The sequence below is a fragment of the Gardnerella sp. CCPDSM genome (assembly GCF_056754715.1).
The window spans coordinates 1-14,455 of the sequence record NZ_JBQEQO010000006.1; the positions used below are offsets into that span (position 1 = coordinate 1).

Here is a 14,455-nt window from a genome sequence, read left to right on the forward strand (position 1 = left end):
CTGATGCAGGAGGCTGATTAGGTGGGTGCATTTTTGCCCTTGTGTAGCAGGGTTTAGCGGGGGCTATCGTTAAAAGGTTTAATGCGTGGCAGTTTTAAGCTGGGTTCTTGCGGTCTTTGAGCGCAGTTTGGCTGTATGAGGGAACATGTCAACGGTGTAGGGTCGAGTGCACAGGATGTTAACGTACTTCGCTTGCGTTGAAAGCACACTGTGCTTTCAACTTTGAGCAAGCTCAGCGAATCGAAGTGCATTCGCGAATTATGTTATTCCTCACGGCTATTAGTAGCCGTTCGGCTGATTTGGCATGTAAAGTCCACTGGACTTTACATTTGAGCCAAATCACGCTTCGAAGGAGCTTGAAATGCGTTATGCAATTTCAAGCTCTGTCAAAGCGCCCATGCAAGTCGATTCGACGCTTTGCACCCACCCTGTGAAGTGGTAAAATATAGCTCAAAAGGTAAAATGAAACCTGGTTATTAGTATGTGTACGAGGAGGTGTTTAAGGAATGGATAAGCTCGTTCGTTTTTGCCGTGAAGTAGCGACATTCTGCTTGACGGTTGCTTTAATCGCGATGCTGGTTGCCTTAATATGGGGTGGCACACTTGCTATTAGAATTGGTTTTACCTCTTTTGTTATTGGTGTCACAGTGATCTCGCTTAAGACTGTCCTTCGAAAGACTGATTGAATTTTGTGAGGTTGAATCTGATTCTAATCAAGTGCTCATCACGGATATTGAGATTGGTAAGCTTTATGTAGAAGTGAATAATGGCAAGGTGGAAGTTGTTAATTTGAAAGCGGATGATGTCTTTCTTAAATGTTGTAATGGGTCGGTTTCAGCAACAAACGTAGAAGTAACTCATGTTTGTACGCTTGATACGTTAAATGGCATGAGTGTTTTAGAGGGAGAAATACCTAAGGATGCATGTCTTGAAGTAGTTTGTGAGAATGGTGTCACCGAGGTTTCAGATAAGAAGAAGGTAAACTGTAAAAACGATGGGTTTGCGCGTTACATGGTGCACTGTCTTAATGGGAAAGCTATTGCGAAGTAGCAGGCATATAGATTAAAAAAGAAGCAATAAAACTTGATATAAGTTGGAATTAGAGCGTATATAGACGTACCAAAATGAAGGAGTGAGTCGTATATGCTCTATGTAAAATTTGATGATTTCGAAGATGTTAGTGTCATGGGAAATGAGAAAGACCGTGGCATGTTTATTCCAATTAAGGATGGAAATGTGTATGCTGAGTGCGAACGGTGCGGTGTAGGTTGATTTATAAATGCGGCATGATACAATTGCATTAACAGAACCTCTCCACGCTTAATGTAGTTCTTCTACATGCGGACCACGGAGAGGGCTTTTTGTATGAAAGAGTATACGTATGACATTGAAGCCAGCTTTAACGTATGATCAACAAATTGCAAGACTTGTAAATGACCATCATTTAAAAATTTCTAACATTGAGTTTGCAAAAGAAATTTTGAAGAAAGTCAACTATTACAGACTTTCTGATTATGGTGTAGGGTTGAAGAATGCTAATAACAAGGAGTATTATCAAGACACTGTTAGCATAGAACAACTATTTAATCTTTATTGCTTTGATAGTCAATTTAAAAATAATCTAATGCGAACTATAGAGCAAATTGAGATAGAACTTAGAACTCAGATTGCCTATTACTTATCTATCAAATATGGTCCTGAAGTATTGATGAGTGAGACTAATTTTGTTTACAAGACAAATAAACAAGGACAATCTATTTACTCTATTCTTATAAAAAGCTTGAATAAAGAAATTGAACGACAAAAAAATAAACCTTTTGTTAAGCATCACATAGAAAAATATAATAGTCAATTTCCTATATGGGTTTCTGTGGAATTAATGTCTTTTGGGAGTTTATCTTCATTGTTTAGCATTTTAAAAACTGAAGATCAAAAAAATATATCTCGCTATTACAATACTGATCCTAAATATCTAAAAAACTGGATTTTATGTTTAGTAGAAGTAAGAAATATTTGTGCACACTATACCAGACTTTATAATATGCCTTTAAAAGAAAATCCGCGCCTTTATAAAGAGAGTCTTCAATATAAAGGGAAACAAAATAAAATATTTCCTGTACTTTTAATTACTAAAAGAATGCTAAAAGCAAATGAACAGTGGTGTTCTCTTTTGAAAGACTTGAAAAATACGTTTGCTAAATATGAAGGTTCGTTTAAATTTGATTTTATGGGATTTCCTAAAAATTGGGAGGAAATCCTTTAAGTGCTGGTTTAAATTGCTATAGATTTAAATTTAGCGAAGAGTGTTAGTGTGCTCTAGTTGCTTATATTTTGGGGAACAAATCGGTGTAAAAATTGTAAAAAAGTTCCCTACACTGTTTGATTTCTCATGGTAGGGGCTTGTTGGTTATTCCAGAAAATAATGTTCCTGAGTTTAAGAAGTTGCTTGTTGAGTATTATGAGGGTGAAGATTTGCAGGTGATTGCTTCGTTTATGAGGGAATATTGTTGGAGGTGTTAAACGTGCGCTATTATGTTGGTTCTTCTGGCTTTGTGAACCTTGCTGTTTATGAAAGAGTATGGTTTGCTAGTAAATGAAGAAATTAGTGTCGATAGTCTAGACAAATTAATAAAAAAAAATAGGATATTTATTAAGATTATTACAGTAATCAGAGCGAATGGGAGATTTTGTTTACTTAATAATCTGTTTTATAATCATTTGATACAAAGTGGTGTTAATGAAAAGGAGGCTGGTGGTGTTATGAGGAGTAAAACTATTTTTTGTAAAAACATTTTTCAAAGTTGTCTTGTTATGCTTCTGCTGCTAGGTTCTCTCTTTTCTCTTGCTGGGTGTGCTGATGATGAGGAGAAGGCAGAGCTTGCGTCGTATCATTGGGAAACAGTAGAGGTATCTCAGAAAGAATATCGCCTACCAGACGATTACATGAATAAAGGTGAACTGTATCTCTTTGTGTCACGAGACATTCTTGATTCTCATTATGATTTGTCTAAAGTCACTCTTGGAGATAAGCCCATCAAATTAGTTGACTCACAGTTTAATTTGCCTGGTCCAGGACTTAAAGCTTTATTTTTGGTTGGTAAATTTGACTTAAAAGATAAGCCAAGCTCTAATGTTCTTAAAGTATCAGGTATCGATAAAGCAGGTAATGTTGCTGTAGGTTATAAGAAGAAATAGTAGTATTTTGCGCTAAATGCTTAGTGTGAATGTTGAAAGTGTTTATATCAGTCGAGGAATCCTATTCATGTAAATTGTGTTGCAATATGCGATACAGTATTTTATGATGTGTGTATGGAGGTTGATTGATATGGCAGTTACTAAAACAGCGAATGTGAATGTGAGAATACAAGAAAATATTAAGCAGCAGGCTGAGCAGATTTTGGAAACTATTGGAATTCCTAGGGCTACTGCTATTGACATGTTTTATCGTCAAATCATTCTTAATAAGGGTATTCCGTTTTCGCTTACTATTCCGAAGTCGCTTCCGGCGCAAGATGATATGGATGAGAAAACGTTTAATGCGTTGATGGCTAAAGGTTATGATCAGGCGGTTCAAAGTGATAGTTATCCGATAGATGATGTTTTTGAAGAGCTTGAACGTTGATAGGAAACCGTGAGGTAAGCTTGGTTTTAGAAAATTAAACTTTTTAACGATAGCTTTTCCTATCGTTAAAAAGTGCACCCACTATCAATAGTGTGCACTCAAAAAGTGTAGCTATACTAGGAGTTCTCTCAATCCATACAGAATCAGTAGCGCTCCTTTACAAATCCCGCTGAATCGAAACAGCGTTTTGATGACACCTACTTGCGTGCAGTCTAGTTGCATATTGTAAGTAATACCCACTAATTTCGGAGTGGGGAAATCCTCCCCAAAAATGTTATACTTTTTGTAGTATAAGTAGGGTGAAAGAAAGTAAATATGAGGGAGGTGAAAAAATGAATAAGGCTAAGATGGTATTGCAGAATACAGGTATTAGAAAAGATAATCATCAGTTTGATGATATTGTTAAGATTGTCGAAAGTGCAAAGGATCGCGCTTATAGAAAAGTTAATGAAGAATTAATCTTGATGTATCAGGAAGTGGGAAAGTATATAAGCGAGAAAAGTAAAGAAGCAGCTTATGGATCAAATTTTGTGGAAAATGTTGCTGATTTTTTCTCTGAAAATTATCCTGATTTAAAAGGATTTACCCGTAGGGGACTTTATAGAATGAAGCAATTCTATGAGATATATAAGGATGATGAAAAAGTGTCAACGTTGTTGACACAATTGAGCTGGTCTAATCATTTGAAAATAATATCTGGATCTAAGAGTAAAGAAGAAAGAGAATTTTACATTAACTTAGCTATTAACGAGAATCTAACTCACCGAGAGTTGGTAAGGCAGATGGACAGTGGCTATTATGAGCGTTATATGCTTTCAAATAGTAATAATTTGCCTGCTATACAAAGGGTAAAACAAGAGACGCATAATTTGTTTATGGACAGTTATGTTTTAGAATTTATCGATGCTCCCGAGCTTGGGAATGAAAGAGAATTTCAGAAGTCAATTCTAGAGAATTTGAAGAACTTTATTTTAGAGATTGGGAAAGATTTTTCTTTTATAGGTAATGAGTATAGGGTACAGGTTGGCAATCATGATTACTATATAGATTTGCTATTCTATCATAGGGGATTATCCTGTTTAGTTGCATTTGAATTAAAAATTGGAGAGTTTAAACCGGAATATATCGGAAAAATGAACCTCTATTTAGAAGCACTGGATAGAGAAGTAAAGAAACAAACTGAAAATCCAAGCGTAGGAGTAATCCTTTGTGCTTCAAAAGATGATGAGGTAGTAGAATTTGCATTAAGTAGAAGTCTTTCGCCTACAATGGTATCTGAGTATACATTAAAACTGATAGATAAGAATTTGTTGCAACGAAAATTAAAGGAATATATAGATATTGCGGGAGAAACAAACGAATAAAATTTAATAATTATAATGCGTAAAAGGTGATTAGAGTAAAATCTAACCGCCTTTTTGTATTCTAAAACTGTTTGTTGTCTGCTAGTGGATTTGAAGCATTTAGGATTTGTTAATAAATGGCAAACCTTTTAACGATAGCTTGCTTCGATCGTTAAAAGGTGCACCCACTATCCATAGTGTGCACTTGAAAAAAGTGTAGCTATGCTACCAGTACTTTTCGTCAATATCGAAACAATTAAATTAACGTATCATAGAATGCAAGAAAACAATAGGAAAAGAGAAGGAGGTGCAGTATGATTACTGAACGATTAAAGATAAGAAAATTTACTAATAATGATCTAACGGAACTCTACAATCTACTTTCAGATAAGGACGTCATGGAATTCATAGAGCCTCCTTTTTCGTTGGAAAAAACAGCGGATTTTCTAAATAGTGTCGCACTGATTGACCCTCCTTTGATCTATGCGGTAGAAGATTTCAATCAGAATTTTATTGGATATGTAATATTTCATGAGTATGATGAAGACTCCTTTGAACTTGGTTGGATACTCAATAAGAGATACTGGGGGAAAGGATATGCCAATGAATTAACAAAAGTCTTTATAGAACGTAGTTCAGAGATAGGGAAAAACTTGGTTATTGAGTGTGATTCGAATCAGGAAATCTCAAAACATATTGCGATGAAAAATGATTTTGAATTTATTGGAGAAAGTGATGGCTGCAGTGTATTCAAAAGAAAGCTGGTTTGTTAGTGTTCATATAAAATGTACAAATATGCTCAAATAAAGATGCACAAAATCTTAATTCTCTTCTCTTTGAAATACATGTTATTTAAGTCTATAAGATAGGCTGATACATGAATAACAATGGCATGATAGGACAGGATTAAATAATGATCCGTGGGAGGAATAGTTGTGAATAAGTTTGAATTGTTTTCTATGATTTATTACGCGTTAAATCATTATTGGAAAGAAAATAAAAGTGAAGAATTGACTTCATTTTTAAGTGATATGAATCCTTTTCTATTTGATGATATTGGCTCTGCTGTTCCTTCTGTGTATGCAAAGTATAGTTTGCTGGTAAATGAAGATATTAGTATTGATAATAGTTTTAGTATTGCTTGTAAGTATGTTAAAAGTTTAGGTTTGCAGTCTGTAACGGATGCGTTTGATTGCGTTCGTGAAGATGATTGGAAAGCGCGGTGCGTGAAATACATGTCATCAAGTCATAAAGGGCAAGATATTTAGTGCGTGAAGCAATTTTTTGCCGTGCGTCTTTTACGCGCAAAAGTGCAAGTTGACCATTTTGGGCGTAATTTTAAAGTTGAACTTGAAATTTACGCCCATTATTAGAACACTGCGGCTTCAATCTCAAAGGTGAATTTTTAATTTGTTTCGTTTATAATAGAAATAACTATAAAAAACAATAAATTTATCGACTATAATCGAAAGTGTAAGCAAAACTGTAATCGAAAGGTGTGAGGATATGTCATATATATTACGTAAAAAATATCTTAATAAGATCAAACCTTTTATTGACAAGCCTATTGTGAAGGTGATTACAGGTATGAGACGAGTGGGAAAGTCCACTTTGTTAAAAATGATTCAATCTGAATTGCTTGTAGGCGTTCCTCAAAGTCGTATTATTTATATCAATTTAGAATCAGCTCAATACTTATCTGTGAAAAATGATTCTGATCTGCAGAAATTAATTACAGAACGTAGTAAACAAATCGAAGGTAAAATATATTTTTTCTTTGATGAAATTCAATTAGTCAATCATTGGGAACGTGTTATAAATGCGCTTAGAGTCGATTATGATTGCGATATTTATTTGACTGGTTCTAACTCAAAATTATTGTCTGGTGAGCTTGCCACCTTGCTTGCAGGGCGTTACGTAAGTTTTGAGGTGCTTCCTTTTACTTTTAGCGAATTCGTGAATTTGTATCAAAGTTTGAATTTAAGCATACAGGAATTATTTCAGCTATATATCAAAATTGGTGGTATGCCTCCTCTTCATTATTTTAATGGGGAAGAGGAGCCGAGTTTTAGATATTTAAACGACATTTATAATACCGTTGTTGTTAAGGATATACTTGAATACAATTCAATCCGAGATGTTGACGTATTTAATCGCATTTTACTTTTTTGTTTAGATAATATTGGACAAAGTTTTTCAGCTAACAGTTTACGTAAATATTTTGTTAGCGAAAATCGTAAAGTTTCAGTCGACACCATTTTGAATTACTTGAATTTTTGCCAAGCGGCGTATCTTCTAAAAAAAGTTCCACGATATGATAGTGTTGGGAAAAAGTTATTGACGGTCGAGGAAAAATATTATGTAACAGATCATGGTTTTAGGCAAGCAGTAGGTTTCTCAAATGTTGTATCAATTGAACGTATTTTAGAAAATATTGTCTATATTGAGCTTTTGTCTCGTGGTTTTCAGGTTCAAGTTGGTCGTATTAATAATCAAGAAATCGATTTCATTGCTACTAGACAAGGTGAAACTGAGTATTATCAAGTCTCTTATTTGATGGCTAGCGAAGAGACTCGTAGCCGGGAATTTGGTGTTTATCGATTGGTTAAGGATAATTATCCTAAATATGTTTTGTCGATGGATACAATGAATTTTTCGCAAGAAGGGATTATACACAAATATTTACCAGATTTTCTACTGGAAGATAATGCGTAATCTGCTTGATTTTGCTCTCATGTAGATTATGTTTCTCGATGGCTATTTTATTAAAAGGTTTAGCGTGCGGCAGTTTTAGACTGGCTCGGCGTGGTTTTTCAACGTGTTTTGGCTGTATTGGGGAAGATATCACGCTCTAGGGTTGAGTGCAATAAGTTCAATGATTGTTGCTTGTGCACAGTGTGATATACAAATGTATCAATCACTTGGATTTTCAATTAAGATTGGGAACTTGTTTGCATTTGAACCATAAGTCACAGTCATTAGATAAAAAATAAAGGAGTAAACTATGGATCATAATTGCGGATTTATTAACGATAAAAAAGCATTTAGATATAGAGCAGCAGCCATCATAGTAGAAGAAGGTTGTGTGCTATTTGCAGGAAATGATGAGGACGACTATTACTACTCAGTTGGCGGAGCGGTTCACATGGGTGAGACATCAGAAGAAGCCGTAAAGAGAGAAGTATTTGAAGAGACAGGTCTTAATTATGAAGTAGATCACCTTGCCGTCATACACGAGCACTTCTTCATCGGCAGCTCTGGCTTAAAAGGAGTAGACTTCCATGAGATTACACTCTACTACATGATGAAGCCCATGGGCAAAAGAGATTTTACGAGCCATAGTACTACAGAGTCAGGTGCTAAAGAGACAATGCATTGGTTACCTATAGATGAGCTTGATAAGTGCAAGGCTTACCCTACATTTATGAAAGAATATCTTAAATCGGAGCATAGTGGAATAGAGCATATAATTTCAGATGAAAGATATTAATGAATCCCGCTATTATGGCAAGAGATCGTTACATAAATATTATTTCTAGTTTCTTAACTCTTGTATGCAATGAAACTTTTCCTTATGAACTCTGAAACTGTTTGCTTTCTGTGTTATATATCCCAGCATGCACTTGACAACAAACGTATGTTTCTGTTGCCTTATTCCGTACGTTCGTTGTTGGGGATTGGCATGAATGAGAGCAGAGTAATGAGGTGGATATCGGTCTTCGGCGCGTTGTGTTGTATGGCTCGTGCGCCTTGGATTTTGTACGTTCTCTGTTAGTTTTGTATAAATTTCTTTTGAAACAGCTATTTTCACATAATTATGTGCGCGTGTGCTAAGAAAATGCCATGTTACGATTCGTAACGCTTGTGTTCTCATTCGTTCCTTTTCTATTCATATGTTGCTCGTTAGCATGTAATTACGCAGTGCGATTACTAATTGCATTACGAGCAAAACAAATAATCGTTAAGAACGAAAGCTCATAGCCAATGAAAGGAGTTATACGATGTTGTTGGGAGAAAAGATCAGAAATGCTCGCGTGGAAGCGGGTTTAACTCAGGAAGAACTTGCTGAAATGATTATGGTTTCGCGTGCTGCGGTAGCGAAGTGGGAAGGTGGTCGCGGTTTGCCGGATGTTGCAAATTTGAAGGTGATTGCGGATGCGCTGGGTGTTACTGTCGACTATTTGTTGAATAAAGACAATGCTATTGATTTGTCAATCATTAAGAAGCCTATTGATTTAGCGAAGTATGGTCTTAATGCAAAATTGGGTGTTCGTAAGAAAATCAAGATGAAGGAACAAATTATTCGCGATGAATATGCAGATGCTGAAATTATTATGCTCACGGTGACGAAGTTTATTCCGAATTCGTCTGAAAAGTTTATGGATAATTTTATCGGGTGTATTACTACTTTGTTCGGTGATATTCCTTTGTTTGATACGTTTGCATTCGGTAAAGCGGTAGATAGTATTGGCAGTGAACAGTATTACTTGGTGAATAAAAAAGAGAAGCAATTTTTTGTGCTGATAACGGATGAGTATATTATTAGCAGAATGATGCGAGTAAAGTTCACTGATAAGAAGATGTGTGTTGGGGATAAGGAATTTATGAAAGTTGGTAAGTTGCGTGATAAGTAGTAAATGTCAAGTTTGCTTTCCATTGGATTTAATATTGATAATATTGTTTGCAAAGTTTCATAGTGTTCAAGAGAGTAGAAAACTAGAAGTGTAATTTTCTTTCAGATAGTATTTCAGATAGTATTGTTCTTATGGGTAATAGTAGTGAGCTTTCTGCAAGTAACAGTGAAAATGCGTTAGTAGATTTTACTGAAAAACTTCTTGTGGATGTTAAAGATTTTACTAAGAACAACAATAAAGTATTAAGTGTTCCCGTATCTGAATTATTGAATTTCGGATCTGGTTTATCGTCATTAATTCCTGCATGTAATACGGTTACTCAAACAATAACAATTCCTACGGATGGTCTTTATAAGATTGCTAATAAAGCTGCAGGTGATACTCTAAAATACGCAAAAAATGGGAATCTATGGGGATCTTTAAGAAAAGCTGACGGTGGTTCTAGAATGATGCAGATTTCAAAGATGGATTCTTTGCAAGGTTCTATGAAAACAGTATCTGCGTTTAATCCTGCTCTTTTAATGATGGCTGTGGCTATTTATTCTATTGAAAAAGATATGAAAAAGATTAAAGAGACGCAGGAAAAGATACTTACCTTTATTGAAGTTGAGAATGAGTCACAGATTGAGGCAGATGTTGAGTCATTGATGGGGATTGCTTCTACTTATAAGTGCAGTTGGGATAATGAAATTTCTGTTATGAATAATCATAAGCTTGTTATCGATATTAAGAATCGTGCTAGAAAGAACATTATTGCTTATCAGAAAAAGATTACTGATATTCTTCTGTTAAAGAAGTTTATTGTGTATAAAAGTAACGTAAATTCGACTTTGTCTGATTTAGGGAAAAAGTTTAAGTATTACAGATTATCGTTGTATATTTTCTCTCTATCATCTTTGATGGAAATAATGTTAAGTGGTAATTTTTCGGAAGAGTACATTAGTAATGCAGAAAATGAGATAAAGAAATTATCTGATGACTACTGTGAGAAATTTGAAAAAAGTTCTTTATATTTAGAAAAACTTGGTAATTCGGAAGTGGAAGTCAACGTTGTGAAAGCTATAGGTACTGCCGGTACGGCTGTTGGTAAGTTAATTGGTGGTATTCCTTTAGTTAAAGATGGTTCTGTTGATGAGTTTTTGCAAGATAAAGGAAACGGATTACATGAAAATGCTAATGCAATGGGAGTAAAAGCAGTGAAAGAGTTTGCTGTTTTGCGTGATCCGGAAACAAAAGTGTTTGTGGAAAAAATGGAGGATATAACTCAAATCTACAATCGTACTTCGCAAATATGTGTTGATAAAGAAAAAATATATTTGTTGTAAGTTATATATTGTTTCGTGTTGTGAGAAAACGTTGTGTTGATGAGAGTAGAAAAGAAGCCCAAATACTCGCGGTTATTTACGTAAAAAGAGATCAGGCTAAGCAACTGGAACAATTGTAAATCGTAAGCGCAATATAGGAATAGAATATATGAATAGAATATAGGGATAGAACAATGTCAGATTCATCGATGAAAGAGAAAGAAAAGCAGGAACATACTCTTACAGATGAGAAAAATCCTCTATATTGTGAATCACATGAGCAAATATGTGAAAACCTTCACAGTGCAAATAAGGAATTGTCCAAGTATAAGGTTTTGCAACTGAGTGCGGAAATCTTTTCCATCTTAATTATTATTGGAACTGTTTTTATGGCATCCAATAAGCTACAGCTTTTTGGATGGATCACTTATTGTTTTGCAATTCTGTTTCTTGTTGGAGTTTCTCTTATTTGGGTTATTTGTGTTATTTGGCAGCGCAATATACACAGTCGTTTTCAGAGTGAAAATATAGAGCATAACAAATCTTTTCTTAGCTATGGCAAGCAACGGGTAAAGGGTAGATTCTCACTGGCCCTTTATTACTTTTTTGTGTTAAGTGGCATACTGACTGCATTTTTCGAAATAACTGCGTTGCATCTTCCAAATCAGTGGCTTTTGCAGACTTGGGTATATGTTATATGCGCGGCAATGCCAGTTGTTTGGATGGTTACGATTGTTCTTGAATGTGTCTTCTATAATCTCTATCTTATTTCATGTGTACGGAAGATAGGTATAAGAATTGTACTTCGTTATCTATCTGTTCTGCTTTGTGTATTGATTATCTTAGGTCTTGGATTTTTTCACGTTTTATTTATTGTTGGCAGATATTCTGTGAAACAAAATAATAATGGTACATACACAGAGCATGTGGACGACATGTATGCTCCTTTTGAGTATTATCTTTATAAGTCTGAAGGCCCGTTTTTCCTTAAGTATCTTCGACCAATGAAAGATTCAACTGATACTGATCCAAAAATAAGTGAATCTGAGTGGTATCGCAGAATTGATCGTAATAACAGGAAAGATACAAGATTAAAGGTTGAAGAGCCAGATAAAAATTCCGATTTGCATGATTCCGCTGAGCATGATTTAGAATCAAAGAAGGAAAGAAATGCAGCGCTTAAGATATTTGATAAGTATTTTGCTGCGAAAGGCTTTACGTTCAAAGAGAACTATACTGCCAAGGGAAATATGTACTTTGTTTTGAATGAAAGCCGTTCGGACATTACCTATCTGCAGTATAACAGGGACTCTCAGGATGGAAAATGTGGTTTTTATATTCTGTTTAAGGCTTCAAAATCTTCAAACGGAAGCTGGTCGCCGAGTGATGCTCATATGCAGAACACCTACACGTATGAATATAGCACTGGACTAATTACAAAGAGCAGTAAGGCAGATTGGTAGTAGGGCAGAGTGGTTATATGTAGGAATATAAGACTAATAATTGGCAAACCTTTTTGCGATATTTTCCTATCGTTAAAAAGTGCACTCACTTTGCACACACATCTGTTTATGTATGGAAATAAAATCTTGTGGATTATAGGATGATTTTTAGCTACAATCATTCTATAGGCTGCATATCTGCATTCTTTGTCCATAATTTACATCCCGTCAGTTTTATTAAACTCAAGGATGATTTGTACTCCGAGATGAATAAATATTGGACAGATGATGGTGAAGCATCGAGCGAAGATTGAGCATGAGAATCGTAGCCGCAATTAGGTAAAGATTAAGTTGTAGAGGAGGCATAAAATGAAGCATATCAAGCATTATGCTTTTTTGACTATGGTAGTTTGTCTTATATCACTTATTGCAGGTTGTAAGAGTCAGAATAGTTTTAGAGATAATAATAGAGAAGTAAAAACAGAAAATCAAAAGTCTGCAAGGAATGAAAAGCACTCAGACAATAATGAAGATGTTGACTGGAAAGAGGTAAGTAAAAATGGTGTTGATGAAACTTTGCTCATAAAAAACATAGATGAAAAGGTTCTCACATATGTGGCTAAACAGTTACAAAATCTATGCGACGAGATTGGTGAAAAGGGGGTTAAAAATAAATACTATCGGCTGACAGGATGGTATAACGATGTAATATATTCTAAACAATACAAGAGTGTTGTGTCGTTGGGTAAAAAAGCAATGAAACCATTGTTCCTAATAATATATAAAAGCAAAGAGGCTGGAATGTATGAATGGGTTTGCAGTAAAGCGTTAGATGAAATATCTGGTTTTGATTTCTCGGGATTAAACAATGGTGTAGGCTGGAGTAATTCTAGAGAATTTTTAAAGGCATTTACCGATAAAATTATTGAACAAAAGAATTAGCAACTCTCTGTTTGGGCTTAGGACAATTTTTTAGACATTTTGTATAATCAAAGCACGATATTCCGTAATTGCGTTTTCTTGGGAGAGATGATGAGTGAGAAGAATGTAAGGCCAGTGCTTTTCAAGCATGCTTTTTGGGATAATGTGATTATAGAAACTGTTGCTGGTATTTGCACGCTTATTGTTGCGCTTCTTGTACAGCAGTTCGTAGGGCACCGCGTACTAGGTTGGGAAACTGTGGTCATACTCGTGCTGAGTGTTGTGGTGTTTTCGCTGCTAAGTGCAGCGTATCTGCAGTGGTATAGGCATCGTAGACCGGATGACGGGTATTTGCTTATTGGAATTATCGATTTTGTGCTCAGGCTGCTGGTGACTTCTGGTATTGCTTTATTGCTTGTTTCCAATACTACGTTGCTAAGCATTATTATTGGCGCAGTGATTACTAGTGTGTTGATGTTTGTTTTTGAAAAGCCTTGGCAGCCAGGGATGACGGATGTGCAATTACAGGAAGCTTCAAAGAAATCGGTTGAGCTTGGCGTTCAAATGCTTGAAGAAGAGCGCGTAAAGCGCGCCGAGGTGAGAAACACGATTGCATTACAGCATGCGAGCGCAGGTAAAACAGACACTCCTGGAGGTGTGTCTCTAACATTTTCCTCGTTAATCGTTGCGAATATGCTGATGGAAGCAGTATGCGATGTTGTCACATTTTTGCTTGCATTGATGCTGCAATGGTGGATGCTTGGTACTATCGCTGGATGGCGAACGCTGCTCGTCATATTCTTGGGCAATATACTATTTTCTTGCGCGGCGGCTGCGATTATGGTTCTGATGGGCGCATTGAAGGCTGATCAACAGAAATGCCTAACAAAAAGTTGGTCTTTTTTGACTATTGCTGTACTGCTTCGATTGATGATTTTCGGTGTTCTCGCTTGGCTGCTTACACCGAGCTTGGCATGGGTAAGCGTAGTTTTTGGTATTGTGCTTACCGATATTGTTCTTGTTATTAAGCAGCACTCATGGAGAAGAACCGCAGTAGAAGCATAAATAAGATTTTATAAGACTGTTTTCTTCTTCTTTGAGTGAGCAAAAGGTTCTACGCACGTCAAAAGCGTTGTTTTTATGCTGATAGTTACGCAATGCATAATAATGTGATAAAAAACATTAAAAT

General features: G+C 35.6%; 15 protein-coding genes and 1 pseudogene. All 16 read left to right on the forward strand.

Annotated features, from left to right (window positions below; all coding sequences use genetic code 11):
* Nucleotides 1-506: 506 nt before the first annotated feature.
* Complete coding sequence (locus tag ACTJLE_RS04605) at nucleotides 507-686, forward strand: hypothetical protein (protein WP_415704526.1); 180 nt, start codon at nucleotides 507-509, stop codon at nucleotides 684-686.
* Nucleotides 682-1,050 (forward strand): annotated as a pseudogene (locus tag ACTJLE_RS04610) (DUF4097 family beta strand repeat-containing protein); the annotation flags it as partial. The gene ACTJLE_RS04605 and the pseudogene ACTJLE_RS04610, both read left to right, overlap by 5 nt.
* Before the next feature lie 331 nt (nucleotides 1,051-1,381).
* Nucleotides 1,382-2,263, forward strand: coding sequence for an Abi family protein (locus tag ACTJLE_RS04615; RefSeq protein WP_481267632.1), 882 nt, complete (start codon nucleotides 1,382-1,384; stop codon nucleotides 2,261-2,263).
* Nucleotides 2,264-2,379: 116 nt separating this feature from the next.
* Nucleotides 2,380-2,520: a hypothetical protein gene (locus ACTJLE_RS04620; protein WP_196218478.1), complete on the forward strand. Its 141-nt coding sequence runs from the start codon at nucleotides 2,380-2,382 to the stop codon at nucleotides 2,518-2,520.
* A 240-nt stretch (nucleotides 2,521-2,760) separates the two neighbouring features.
* A complete protein-coding gene (locus ACTJLE_RS04625; RefSeq protein WP_481267734.1) occupies nucleotides 2,761-3,195 on the forward strand; it encodes a hypothetical protein in 435 nt (144 codons plus the stop codon).
* A gap of 130 nt (nucleotides 3,196-3,325) precedes the next feature.
* On the forward strand, nucleotides 3,326-3,622 hold the full coding sequence (locus tag ACTJLE_RS04630; protein ID WP_415703698.1) for a type II toxin-antitoxin system RelB/DinJ family antitoxin: 297 nt from the start codon (nucleotides 3,326-3,328) through the stop codon (nucleotides 3,620-3,622).
* A gap of 332 nt (nucleotides 3,623-3,954) precedes the next feature.
* Nucleotides 3,955-4,986, forward strand: coding sequence for a PDDEXK nuclease domain-containing protein (locus ACTJLE_RS04635; RefSeq protein ID WP_481267633.1), 1,032 nt, complete (start codon nucleotides 3,955-3,957; stop codon nucleotides 4,984-4,986).
* Between the two features lie 293 nt (nucleotides 4,987-5,279).
* Nucleotides 5,280-5,738 (forward strand): GNAT family N-acetyltransferase, encoded by a 459-nt coding sequence (locus tag ACTJLE_RS04640; RefSeq protein WP_481267634.1) that lies wholly within the window; start codon nucleotides 5,280-5,282, stop codon nucleotides 5,736-5,738.
* A gap of 147 nt (nucleotides 5,739-5,885) precedes the next feature.
* Entirely contained in the window at nucleotides 5,886-6,233 is a 348-nt protein-coding gene (locus ACTJLE_RS04645) for a hypothetical protein (protein ID WP_481267635.1), read from the forward strand.
* 238 nt (nucleotides 6,234-6,471) lie between these two features.
* Nucleotides 6,472-7,680: an ATP-binding protein gene (locus ACTJLE_RS04650; protein ID WP_481267636.1), complete on the forward strand. Its 1,209-nt coding sequence runs from the start codon at nucleotides 6,472-6,474 to the stop codon at nucleotides 7,678-7,680.
* A 289-nt stretch (nucleotides 7,681-7,969) separates the two neighbouring features.
* Entirely contained in the window at nucleotides 7,970-8,455 is a 486-nt protein-coding gene (locus tag ACTJLE_RS04655) for an NUDIX hydrolase (protein ID WP_481267637.1), read from the forward strand.
* A 511-nt stretch (nucleotides 8,456-8,966) separates the two neighbouring features.
* The gene (locus ACTJLE_RS04660) at nucleotides 8,967-9,599 is read left to right on the forward strand and encodes a helix-turn-helix domain-containing protein (protein WP_481267638.1); all 633 of its coding nucleotides are present in this window, start codon (nucleotides 8,967-8,969) and stop codon (nucleotides 9,597-9,599) included.
* 131 nt (nucleotides 9,600-9,730) lie between these two features.
* On the forward strand, nucleotides 9,731-10,924 hold the full coding sequence (locus ACTJLE_RS04665; protein ID WP_481267639.1) for a hypothetical protein: 1,194 nt from the start codon (nucleotides 9,731-9,733) through the stop codon (nucleotides 10,922-10,924).
* A gap of 173 nt (nucleotides 10,925-11,097) precedes the next feature.
* Nucleotides 11,098-12,366, forward strand: a complete 1,269-nt coding sequence (locus ACTJLE_RS04670) for an MFS transporter (RefSeq protein ID WP_481267640.1) — start codon at nucleotides 11,098-11,100, stop codon at nucleotides 12,364-12,366.
* A 348-nt stretch (nucleotides 12,367-12,714) separates the two neighbouring features.
* Nucleotides 12,715-13,287 (forward strand): hypothetical protein, encoded by a 573-nt coding sequence (locus tag ACTJLE_RS04675; protein WP_481267641.1) that lies wholly within the window; start codon nucleotides 12,715-12,717, stop codon nucleotides 13,285-13,287.
* A gap of 90 nt (nucleotides 13,288-13,377) precedes the next feature.
* The gene (locus tag ACTJLE_RS04680) at nucleotides 13,378-14,331 is read left to right on the forward strand and encodes a hypothetical protein (protein WP_481267642.1); all 954 of its coding nucleotides are present in this window, start codon (nucleotides 13,378-13,380) and stop codon (nucleotides 14,329-14,331) included.
* Nucleotides 14,332-14,455 lie beyond the last annotated feature (124 nt).

Bases quoted from the DNA above. Each gene is read 5' to 3' on its own strand.
- ACTJLE_RS04605 (WP_415704526.1), top strand. From the start codon at position 507: ATGGATAAGCTCGTTCGTTTTTGCCGTGAAGTAGCGACATTCTGCTTG.
- ACTJLE_RS04615 (WP_481267632.1), top strand. From the start codon at position 1,382: ATGACATTGAAGCCAGCTTTAACGTATGATCAACAAATTGCAAGACTT.
- ACTJLE_RS04625 (WP_481267734.1), top strand. From the start codon at position 2,761: ATGAGGAGTAAAACTATTTTTTGTAAAAACATTTTTCAAAGTTGTCTT.
- ACTJLE_RS04630 (WP_415703698.1), top strand. From the start codon at position 3,326: ATGGCAGTTACTAAAACAGCGAATGTGAATGTGAGAATACAAGAAAAT.
- ACTJLE_RS04635 (WP_481267633.1), top strand. From the start codon at position 3,955: ATGAATAAGGCTAAGATGGTATTGCAGAATACAGGTATTAGAAAAGAT.
- ACTJLE_RS04640 (WP_481267634.1), top strand. From the start codon at position 5,280: ATGATTACTGAACGATTAAAGATAAGAAAATTTACTAATAATGATCTA.
- ACTJLE_RS04650 (WP_481267636.1), top strand. From the start codon at position 6,472: ATGTCATATATATTACGTAAAAAATATCTTAATAAGATCAAACCTTTT.
- ACTJLE_RS04655 (WP_481267637.1), top strand. From the start codon at position 7,970: ATGGATCATAATTGCGGATTTATTAACGATAAAAAAGCATTTAGATAT.
- ACTJLE_RS04660 (WP_481267638.1), top strand. From the start codon at position 8,967: ATGTTGTTGGGAGAAAAGATCAGAAATGCTCGCGTGGAAGCGGGTTTA.
- ACTJLE_RS04665 (WP_481267639.1), top strand. From the start codon at position 9,731: ATGGGTAATAGTAGTGAGCTTTCTGCAAGTAACAGTGAAAATGCGTTA.
- ACTJLE_RS04670 (WP_481267640.1), top strand. From the start codon at position 11,098: ATGTCAGATTCATCGATGAAAGAGAAAGAAAAGCAGGAACATACTCTT.
- ACTJLE_RS04675 (WP_481267641.1), top strand. From the start codon at position 12,715: ATGAAGCATATCAAGCATTATGCTTTTTTGACTATGGTAGTTTGTCTT.
- ACTJLE_RS04680 (WP_481267642.1), top strand. From the start codon at position 13,378: ATGAGTGAGAAGAATGTAAGGCCAGTGCTTTTCAAGCATGCTTTTTGG.